The sequence below is a fragment of the Pedobacter sp. SAFR-022 genome, from assembly GCF_051965375.1.
Taxonomy (GTDB): Bacteria; Bacteroidota; Bacteroidia; order Sphingobacteriales; family Sphingobacteriaceae; genus Pedobacter.
In genome coordinates, this window is record NZ_JBQCME010000002.1 from 545,169 (window position 1) to 555,240 (window position 10,072).

Annotated in this window: 13 protein-coding genes; 2 read left to right on the forward strand and 11 right to left on the reverse strand. The window is 42.4% G+C overall.

The window, feature by feature from the left end:
* Nucleotides 1-23: 23 nt before the first annotated feature.
* The 11 genes from ACTHQF_RS08280 to ACTHQF_RS08330 all read right to left on the reverse strand — a co-directional run bounded on the left by ACTHQF_RS08280 (nt 24) and on the right by ACTHQF_RS08330 (nt 8,454).
* Nucleotides 24-554 (reverse strand): DUF3347 domain-containing protein, encoded by a 531-nt coding sequence (locus tag ACTHQF_RS08280; protein WP_440429602.1) that lies wholly within the window; start codon nt 552-554, stop codon nt 24-26.
* 201 nt (nt 555-755) lie between these two features.
* Complete coding sequence (locus tag ACTHQF_RS08285; protein ID WP_440429604.1) at nt 756-1,289, reverse strand: hypothetical protein; 534 nt, start codon at nt 1,287-1,289, stop codon at nt 756-758.
* A gap of 111 nt (nt 1,290-1,400) precedes the next feature.
* On the reverse strand, nt 1,401-2,363 hold the full coding sequence (gene miaA / locus ACTHQF_RS08290; RefSeq protein WP_440429606.1) for a tRNA (adenosine(37)-N6)-dimethylallyltransferase MiaA: 963 nt from the start codon (nt 2,361-2,363) through the stop codon (nt 1,401-1,403).
* A 1-nt stretch (nt 2,364) separates the two neighbouring features.
* Nucleotides 2,365-3,192, reverse strand: coding sequence for a hypothetical protein (locus ACTHQF_RS08295; protein ID WP_440429608.1), 828 nt, complete (start codon nt 3,190-3,192; stop codon nt 2,365-2,367).
* On the reverse strand, nt 3,183-3,506 hold the full coding sequence (locus ACTHQF_RS08300; protein ID WP_440429610.1) for a hypothetical protein: 324 nt from the start codon (nt 3,504-3,506) through the stop codon (nt 3,183-3,185). The genes ACTHQF_RS08295 and ACTHQF_RS08300 overlap by 10 nt, the downstream gene beginning before the upstream one ends.
* 50 nt (nt 3,507-3,556) lie before the next feature.
* On the reverse strand, nt 3,557-3,943 hold the full coding sequence (locus tag ACTHQF_RS08305; RefSeq protein WP_440429612.1) for a response regulator: 387 nt from the start codon (nt 3,941-3,943) through the stop codon (nt 3,557-3,559).
* A 55-nt stretch (nt 3,944-3,998) separates the two neighbouring features.
* A complete protein-coding gene (gene topB / locus ACTHQF_RS08310) occupies nt 3,999-5,831 on the reverse strand; it encodes a DNA topoisomerase III (RefSeq protein ID WP_440429614.1) in 1,833 nt (610 codons plus the stop codon).
* Nucleotides 5,828-6,736, reverse strand: coding sequence for a histone deacetylase family protein (locus ACTHQF_RS08315; RefSeq protein ID WP_440429616.1), 909 nt, complete (start codon nt 6,734-6,736; stop codon nt 5,828-5,830). The genes topB and ACTHQF_RS08315 overlap by 4 nt, the downstream gene beginning before the upstream one ends.
* A gap of 105 nt (nt 6,737-6,841) precedes the next feature.
* The gene (locus ACTHQF_RS08320; RefSeq protein ID WP_440429618.1) at nt 6,842-7,330 is read right to left on the reverse strand and encodes a pyridoxamine 5'-phosphate oxidase family protein; all 489 of its coding nucleotides are present in this window, start codon (nt 7,328-7,330) and stop codon (nt 6,842-6,844) included.
* Between the two features lie 52 nt (nt 7,331-7,382).
* Nucleotides 7,383-7,985: a DNA-3-methyladenine glycosylase gene (locus ACTHQF_RS08325; protein WP_440429620.1), complete on the reverse strand. Its 603-nt coding sequence runs from the start codon at nt 7,983-7,985 to the stop codon at nt 7,383-7,385.
* Nucleotides 7,978-8,454: a GAF domain-containing protein gene (locus ACTHQF_RS08330; protein ID WP_440429621.1), complete on the reverse strand. Its 477-nt coding sequence runs from the start codon at nt 8,452-8,454 to the stop codon at nt 7,978-7,980. The genes ACTHQF_RS08325 and ACTHQF_RS08330 overlap by 8 nt, the downstream gene beginning before the upstream one ends.
* A 104-nt stretch (nt 8,455-8,558) precedes the next feature.
* Between ACTHQF_RS08330 and ACTHQF_RS08335 the strand changes: the two genes are divergently transcribed.
* Nucleotides 8,559-8,810 carry a hypothetical protein gene (locus ACTHQF_RS08335; RefSeq protein WP_440429623.1) on the forward strand — a complete coding sequence of 84 codons (252 nt, stop codon included), beginning with the start codon at nt 8,559-8,561 and terminating at the stop codon, nt 8,808-8,810.
* A gap of 358 nt (nt 8,811-9,168) precedes the next feature.
* On the forward strand, nt 9,169-9,756 hold the full coding sequence (locus ACTHQF_RS08340; RefSeq protein ID WP_440429625.1) for a hypothetical protein: 588 nt from the start codon (nt 9,169-9,171) through the stop codon (nt 9,754-9,756).
* The last annotated feature ends 316 nt before the right edge of the window (nt 9,757-10,072 follow it).

Genomic DNA, 10,072 nt, shown 5'->3' on the forward strand with positions numbered 1-10,072 from the left:
TGCTAATAAATTCAATATTCCTATTAAAGGCTTGCCGTGAATTGATCCTTAACGGAACCACATTCCATCATTTCATCGCCATAATAAGGATTTTGTATCTTTTTTTCCGACGAAAGCCATGAACCACCATCGCCCTTGTTTGCCATTGGGCAGTGTTCGACATAAATGGTGCCTTTTTTCAAAGTTGCGTGGCTAAACAATGCGATAACATCTGAGCTCAGATAGGTGAACTCCTTACGCTGTGCAGCAATATCCTTTGATTCAGAAATCTTCTTAGCAATTAATGCGGTATTTTCACAACCTTCAAAAACGGCCAGGTTGTTTTGAAGGGACGATGCAGCTGTCTTGGCCACCTCATATTCAGATGATACCAGCGCATCTTTGAGTATAACATAGTTGTCGTAAATTGACTGGAGTTTTGGGTTTTCCAACTCTACTCCACCTGTAGCATCAACCACGGCCGTGGTTTCTGTATCTTTTGATTCTTTGGGATTTTGAGCATTTGAGCAAGCAGCTAAAACAAGCATCAGCACAATTCCGGCATAGTTTCTCATTCTTTTACGTTTTGATATTCGGCTTATGAGCCTGGGCTCTATTTTGGTCAAATTAGCACTAAAATTTTAAATTTGGAAAGATTGATTGAAAATCAAGTTTGGTTTCCCAACTTATGTAATTCAAATTATAATCAATTGCGAAAGCTATTAAACAAAAAACCCCACCTGCAACGCAAGTGGGGTTTTTGTTAAATACATAACTTACAACTTGAAGCCATAAGCTACACGAATCGCAACATGTCCCATGTTATCATCCGTATACTTAACAGCCTTTGAAATACTCTCGTATTTCACGCCTAAGTCTAAACCGCTGCTCCAAGAATAACCTATCGCTGGAGAGTACAAGAATGCAGTTTTAGAACGTTCCGATACTCCGAAGGCCGCACCGACTTCACCTAAGGCATATAACCCGGATCCAGTTGGACTAAAGAAGTACTTTAATCCCGCCTTAGCTGGAATAAAGGCGTAATCCTTCACCTCAGCACCTTGCGCAAATGCATTGTCCTTAGCGATCATATGCGTGTAACCAACAGTCACAGGAACAGATAACTGTTTTACCACATTAAACTGGATACGAGCATCAACACCTAAGCTAAGATTATGGAAGTCATTATTTGTAGGTACACCCACGTTTGCGCCAATACCGAAGTTTGGAGTCTGTGCATTTACATTAGTACTGAAGAATAAAGCAACTACAGCTGCTGCAGAAGCTAAAATTTTAGTAAATCTTTTCATTTTATAATTATTTAGTTTAATCAAACGTCATTAAATATATTCTTGTTTGACAATTGCCCATAATCAAAAGGTATGCCACAGCAGGCAAATCTGCCAGCCTCTGCACTTCAATTAAGTCGTTTTGATATCGAAAAAGTTACTTTTAATGTCATTTAAAACCTGCTCACGCAAGTTTTCAGGATCTATATCTGCCTGATACCAATGGATGTTAACCCCATCCTTCTCCATCTTTCTGAAAAAGGTCATTTGACGTTTTGCATACTGGCAAATTCCATTATAAAGCTGCGTTTTCATGTCAGCATAAGAAACCTGATGTTTCAGATAGGACACGACAATTTTGTATTCTAAACCGTAAAAGCAGAGCATTTCTGCCGACACACCAGATTCAAGCAAGCCTGCCACCTCTTCAATCATACCTTCGTCTAAACGCCTTTCCAGTCGCTTGTGGATTTTCTCCCGTCTGGTGCCAACGTCGTCATAGAGGCCAATTATATAAGGGCTGATCTCGGGTCTTGGTACCAGTTCAAGTTTGTTTGAAGCTAGAAATGTTGCGACTTCAATAGCGCGTATAAGCCGTTTGCGAGTGGAGCGATCAGCGTGCTCGGTATTCTCAAGCGCGAATTGATCTAACACGGTATTCAGTTCCTGCTGCGTTTTAACCAATAATGTCGAACGTAAGTCCAGGTCGACTGGTATTGAAGTATAAGCATGATTTTGAAGCACACTATGAATGTACATCCCGGTACCGCCGCACAGAAGCGGCAGCTTCTTTCGCCGGGTTAGTTGTTGAAATACCTCAAAGAAATCATTTTTAAATTCATCGACGTGGTATCTTTCACCTGCATCTTTAATATCGATAAGATGATATGGTATGTTGATTCCGTGATAATTATATTCAGTCAAGTCTTTCCCGGTTCCAATGTCCATCCCTCTAAAAACCTGTCTGCTATCTGCACTGATGATCTCTGCGTCTAATGCGGCAGAAACGGACACGGCAAGCTTCGTTTTGCCAGATGCAGTGGGACCTAAAATAACGACTAGCGGATTAGCAATCTTTGATTCTACCGGTAACATCTTACAAGTATAGGATGTATTTAAGGTTTCCAGTATTGAAAATCTTCACAAATCTTGAACTGTGGTCACCTTTTTCGGATGCGCCAAGACCCTGAGGCATGCTCGGCAACCGATGTTGAAAATACCTTTTGTTGGTGCAGACGTCCAACCAGAGCGAAGCCGGAGGCATCAAACTGTGAAATGTGAAGCCAGCAGCTTCATAACCTTTGCCCATCGACCAGTCCCGGTCTGCATAGCTCATGATATCATTTGTTTTAACGGATGAGGCAAAATGCTTAATCAATTTGGTTAGACCACCTGTGACGGTAAAACCAGACTTGGTTGCAAAACGAATCAACTCCGCTGAGCGATAGCCTTCAGCATGCTGCCGCATTAAACGTGTGCCGCTAAAAGTAGCTACAGCCACCAGCTCATTCTGGTATTGCAGACCCAGCTTGTAACGAGCCATCGCAGGCCCTTGAATATGAAAGGCGGATAAAAATGTATCCGCCTGCTGTTTGTCTAATGAAATTACCGTTGTTTTCCGCCCGTGTATTCGTGTATTCCGGCCGGTTAAGGATTGAATTCTATTCAGCACCTGCATTTGCCTGGAGCACCAAACATCTTCCCAAAGGCTCACAAACTGTATCCCCAGGTCAAAATGATGCTTTTGGGCGGCAATAACTTCATCCGCTTCAAGTTGGTTGCTTATTGATATGCAGTTTATTACAACATCATGGCTCAGCAAGCGAATTAGTATCAACCGGTCATTAGGAACAAGTTCAGCCGCAATGCCCCAATCAGCTAGGAGCTGCAGAAGATCAAGATGCCAACGTTCCTTTACACCCACTCCGTCTCTTTGAAGGTCTTGTAGGTTGCAGATAAGATATCGTCGATCTTCATTTTAAGTACATCATCAAGTTTCGTAATTCGCTCTTGTAATTCGCCATCCCCTGTTAAAGTGGAATAGCGAAAACAAACATGATCAGCTTCTATCTTAATACTTGCAAAGAATCGCTCGGTTACATTATCTGCTTTTATGTTCTTTTCACTCCACAAATCATACTCCTCCTCACTGTTTATCCGGTTCGTGAATCCAAGGGCAGCATAAGGTTGTAGTTCGGCACGGATGGTTTGAAATATCTCTATAAAATCTGTTTTCATGCTATTCTGTTCTTAATATTTAATGATTAACAGAGAAGGTTTGCAATTGTTTAACAGATGCTGCTTTCAGAAGAAGCCTTAAGCTGAACACCAATCTTGTCTAAAAGATCATCCATATCGAAAGGTTTTTCCAGAAAATCTTCTGCCCCAGCCTCTTTAGCTGAGTTCTCCAGATCCGGACTTGCTGAAATCATGATGACTGGTATGTCCCTAGTGAGTTCCTTGAGCTTCAAAGCTTTACAAACATCCCTGCCATCGGTTCCAGACATCCAGATGTCTAATAATATTAAATCAGGAAAATTCTCTTTCAAGTCTAAGAGTGTTGCACCATCATAAGTATAACTCACCTCATAACCTCCAAATTCAAGCATCGCTTGCACTGCATCTACAATCGCCTTATCGTCGTCAGCAATCATTACTCGTTTTGGTCTATCCATTCAAAGTTTCGTTGTGTACGCAAAATTCGCAAAAACGATACCACTAAATGATGTACTAAGCCGGTGACTTTTCCATGATGCTCACCCCGCAGGCCAAAAGCTGCTCCGTAATGGTTCTCGTATAGGTTGTAATCTCTTCTTTGAATTCAGACACTGATGCTCCCGACCGGATTTCCTCCAATCGCTTTTCCCACTGTCCGGTAAGCTCGGCCTGGGCAATCATCTGATCTTTTACCACCTCATAAACTGCTAAGCCTTTGTCAGATGGAACAAGATTACGCTTCTCACGCCTGATATATTCTCTTGTAATCAAGGTCTCAATAATCGAAGCTCTTGTTGCTGGCGTACCAAGTCCACTGTCTTTCATGGCATAGCGTAGCTCCTCATCTTCGATCTCCTTGCCCGAGGTCTCCAGCGCTTTTAAAAGGGATGCCTCATTATATAGGGGTTTGGGCTTCGTTTGTTTCTCCACCAATGCTTTCTCCAGAATGGGTAACAATTCCTCTTTTTTCACTTTTGGAAGGGAAAGGCTTTCCTCACTTTTACTGTCTTCCTCAGGGTCGTTCAAAACCGAACGCCAGCCAGCAGCGCGGATCACCGTACCGTTAGCCACGAATTCGGAGCCCGATTCAATAGTGATTTTTGTTAATTCTTTGATACACTCCTTATGAAATGCCTCCAGCATACGGCCGACGATCATATCATAAACAGCTTGTTTGTCGCTACTGAGGTGATAAGGCACTTCACCAGTTGGCAAGATAGCATGGTGATCAGTGACTTTCTTTGCATTCACACTCCTTTTGTTCAAAGGAACAGTAGAAAGGAATTCTGCACTCTTACCGAAATCCGGATGCCCTTTTAATTGATCAATCAGTTTTGGTATTCCAGCGAATACATCATCCCCTATGTAACGGCTGCCTGTTCTTGGATAAGAAATCAACTTACCTTCATATAAGCTCTGCAGAATGCTTAGTGTCTGATCGGCCGTGTAGCCCTTCTTCTTATTGGCTTCCTGCTGAATACTGCTTAAATCATGCAATAAGGGAGGTGGCTCCTTTCTCGGCTTCGACTCTACATCTTTAATCAAAGCACCCAGGGGAAATCCACTATTTACATCCTGAATTTTCTCAAACAATGCCTCAGCATCTTCTTTTTTGTCAAAACTAGCGACCGACATTGCTTTAAACTGCTGTCCGTCTTTATCCAGCAAAATGCTCAACTGATAGAATAGTTTTGGCACAAAGTTCTTGGATTCGATATATCGGGCACAAATCATCGCCAGCGTGGGTGTTTGCACCCTACCGAGTGAGAGCACCGTTCTATTACCCGCAGCAATACTTAATGCTTGCGTTGCATTCATACCAACCAGCCAGTCCGATTCAGAGCGACAATGTGCCGAATTGAAAAGTGTGTCGTAATCAGTACCTGGCTTCAGATTCCTGAATCCCTCTTTAATCGCCTCATCAGTTTGGGAAGAAATCCATAACCGCTTGAAGGGCTTTTTACATTTAAGATAATAATAGATATAGCGGAAAATCAATTCACCCTCCCGCCCGGCATCGGTCGCAACGATAATTTCTGTAGCCTCGTCGAATAGCTTCTTTATGATATCGAGCTGCTTCCGCACAGAGGGGTCCTCAATCAGACCATCCTTCGTTTTGATCTTACGTACTGACAGCTTGAATTTTTTAGGCAGCATTGGCAAATGTTGTCGGCGCCAGCCGATGAAGCCATATTCCTGGGGCGGTGCCAATTGTAATAGATGCCCAAATGCCCAGGTGAACGAATATCCTTTACCCTCTATATAGCCATCTCTTTTTGTTGTAGCTCCAAAGACTTTTGCCAACTCCCTTGCTACAGATGGCTTTTCCGCAATAACGATCTTCATAATAGCTCAAAAATATCAAATCCAGCTATAAAAGTGTTACAATGCGCATCAACAATATCTTTTATATCGGCAGAATAACCTCCACCCATACTCACCTGAACCGGTAAATTGTGTGCTTTACAAAGCTCAAAAACAATCCTGTCCCGTTCGGCCGTGTCTGATTTTGAGAGTTTTAATTTGCCCAACTTGTCAGAACTTAATACATCAACACCGGCAAGATAGAAGACAAAATCCGGTTGAAAACTTTTTACCAATGTTGGCAGCTGCTCCCTAAGTAATTTGAGGTAGGTTTCTCCTGTAATACCATTTTCAAGTGGAAGGTCGAGGTCAGATTTTTCCTTTCGGAACGGGAAATTTTTATCACCATGCATGGAAAAAGTAAACACCCGTGGCTCATCATAGAAGATCTCGGCAGTACCATTGCCTTGATGAACATCTAGATCAATTATTAATATACGTTCACATAATTCATTATCAAGCAGGTATTTAGCGGCAATCGCCTGATCATTCAACAAGCAAAAACCCTCGCCCCAATTGGAACCGGCGTGATGGGTTCCACCAGCTACATTGAATGCGATACCATTCGCAATTGCATGCAAGGCGCCATCGATCGTACCCTGTACAATACGTATCTCCCGCTCTACGAGTTGTGCATTCAAAGGGAAACCAATACGACGCTGTTCCTTGTAAGGCAAGGTCAGATCTCTAAGTTGTTCCCAGTATTGCTGATCGTGGGTAGCCAAAATCACCGCTTCCGCTGCAGGCGCTGGACAGAAAAGTTGTTCAGGCACGATCTTTCCGGTATGAAGCAGCTGAAGTGGGATAAGTTCATACTTTAACATTGGGAAGCGATGCCCTTCTGGAAGTGGATGCGCATAAATGTCGCAGTAGGCTATTTTAATCATTAAACTCTTTTGGAATGTCTGCAACGTTCAGGACCATCATCACACAAAGATCAAAAAAAAGGCAGATAATTGATTACCTGCCTTTTCATTATAAATCGATTGATTTTAAAACTTCATCTCGCCATGATCGCCCACATCAGACTTTTGACCTGTTACAATTGCTTTAAGCATGTTGAAAGCGACTACCATCTTAGAGGAACTGCTATCCCAATACTCTGCAAAAGCAGGTGTTACTTTGATCAGTATCAAGTTTGGATCTTCAACCCCATCAGGGAACCACACCTTCACAGGTGGCATAAAATACGCTTTTTTCCTTTCTTGATCATCAACAAGCTCTGCTTTACCGTTAACATACAGATAGGTATTGTTTGAAGGGCTACTGTAAGCCAACGAGACTTCGTTGTCTCTGGATATCTCCTTTGATTTTAATGAATATTCATTCGTAAAGAACCAAATACTGCCATCCTCTTCTACATGAGCCGTTCCCATCGGGCGACTGGAAAACCGACCTTCAGCATCTAAGGTGGTGAGCATGCAAATACGGACCTCTTCAATCTTATCCTTTAGTTCTTTTATGTTTTTTTCGTTTTCCATGGTATCATTTTTAAGGTAATACCATCTGAACAGTACAGAAAAAGAAATTGTTTTAACGATTGGGTTTACTGACAAATCTATTGCCTTTAATGTAGTACCTCCAAGGCAATAAGGCATGTTCCGCAGCATAGCCCACGCCGACTCTTGGTACAGCTGCTATACGCTCGTCGGGTATTAACGGACCATCTTCAATCCAAATTTGTTCACCAAGCAGATCCTGGCCATTTAGGGCCCGATCTATCCCCATTGCTTTGGATAATGCCCCAGGGCCGGCGGTCAGATTAGGCTTCAAAACCGGCATCCCCCTACGTTGCAGCATTTCTTCAAGTCCAATAGTTGGTTCTAAACCTCTGATTAGTACGGCATGTGGCGTATTCAGCGGCCCTGTTACCACATTAAACAAGTGGTGAATGCCATAGCACAAGTAAACGTATGACACGCCACCAGCAAGGTACATTGTCTTGGTTCGATCTGTGAGTCGCCCACCATAGGCGTGAGAAGCCTTATCCTCAACACCCGCATATGCTTCGGTTTCCACAATAACGCCACCTGTAATAACGCCCTCGATGTTTGTAAACAGCTGCTTACCCAGCAACTGCTTTGCCAGGCTATTTACATCAAGATCTTGATAAAAAGCATAGCTTAGCTTAGCCATATATTAAGGAGGTGATTTCCGCAAGATATTTGGCATCTACTTCGTCAAATTCGTTTAAAGATGCAGAATCAACGTCTAATACCCCCGCAACTTCCCCGTTCTTGAATAGTGGCAAAACGATTTCGGACCGGGAGGCTGAACTACAAGCAATGTGCCCTGGAAACGCGTCAACATCTGGTACGATGATCGTCTCGCCATCCTGCCATGCGGTTCCACAAACGCCTTTACCTTTTCTGATTCTCGTACAAGCAACTGGCCCCTGGAACGGCCCAAGCACCAATTCATCCCCTTTTACCAGATAGAAACCAATCCATAGCCAGCCAAACTGTTCTTTTAAGGCTGCAGAAATGTTTGCCAGATTAGCGATAAGATCGGGCTCACCCGTTACCAATCCCTTAATCTGAGGAATCAAGGATTGATACCGTTCTGCTTTATCTACGCTGGTAATGATGTTTAAGTCTTCTGCCATAATGCTCAATTAAAATCCAAATTTAAGAATTCGCTACGTGCAAACTTGCAGTTTTTGTGAAAAGGAGATAATTATTAGATTTGGATTTTACCTAAACGCACAACATGAGAATCATAGCTGAACTACCCCACCCAGATTGCAAGATTAGCATCTTTAACATGAACCAGAAGTACATTATTAAATTCGAGCAGGGAACCCTCGAGCAAAGCTACAAGCTCTCTGAACTGGATCTTAGTGGTGGTGAAGTAAACGAGATATTTCAAATTATCGACGATGCTTTTGTTGCTACTGTGGTCGAAAGGTTCAAGTTAATGCGCAGCGATTTTGCAGCGGCATACAATAGACAGCAGTATTAAATAAGCGGCATAACCCACTAAGGCAAAGCAAGTTTAATGCATAATCAAAATTTTATTTTAAATATTGCGAGCTTTAACCTAGCCCCTCTACCACTTATATTAAGCAATACATAACCTGGTAGACCCTATATTCCTGAAATATAAGATCTTCTATAGCCGCACAAAACATTATTTTTAAGCCTTAATTGCCAAATTTAATTTGGAAGGTCTCTTTAAGTGCGTAATTAGCCGGCTTTTAAATCGTCACGAGAAATTAACTTTTCTGGCAACAGATTGGTTGTATATTGCGGTAAACTCCCGCGGTATGCTCAGACGCTTTTTTCCCCTCAGCCTTATTTTGTCAGGACTCCTATTTTCGATGAGCCAAACTCCTACTGTTGCTCAGGAGAACCAGATTCGAAAAGACAAGATCTATTTTCGAAGTGGCTTTGGTCTTTCTTTGCCAGTTGCAGAAAGTAGAGACTTTTTGGATGCAAAGTTTTCCACCTCCTTAGGAGGTCTGGTATTCCTTGGACCTAAAAACTTTTTCTTTTATCCTAAGATTGGACTAAACGCATATGGTTACGACCAATTAAACTTAGATGCAGGTGCAAACAACCGGGTAATGCATGGACGGTCTACCACTTACCTATTGAGTATGGATTTAGGTTACCGACGAACCATCAAACATTTTGGATTTTATGGATTTGGCGGCGGCGGTGGCGGGATTATTCTACTGCCAAAGATCAGTGATCCCGAAGCCGACGTCATTAGGATGTACAACACCAGCAACCTTGTAATGCTTCTGGAAGCGGGTGTTGGCACAGACTATAGTTTTGGAAATGTATTAGTTTTTGCTGAAGCGAGCTATACACACGGTTTAAACAAATTAGAGCAACAGCGATACAGAGCTATACCGCTTAGTTTTGGAGTCAGAACTAATATCACCAGAATATTTTATAAATAACGTGTTTAGGCTGGCTTGTAAGTAGACAAGCTGTTCACCCACCCTACACAAGGGGTTGACAAGGTGCTTCTTCGCCTTTAGCCTTGTCAAGGCCTTGTCAACCCCTTGTCAACCCCCTGTTAACACCAGGTCAATAGTTATGCACGAGCTGACAAGTCTGGTATGTAGTATACTGGTATTTGTTTACAGTGGAAAGTCTGTTTACTATATGTTGTTTACAATTAATACTTTATTACTGGATAATGTTTACAGTGATTGCAATTTGATTTTTACTTTATAGCTGTGTACGTTCGATATTATGGGTGTATTCCGGGGT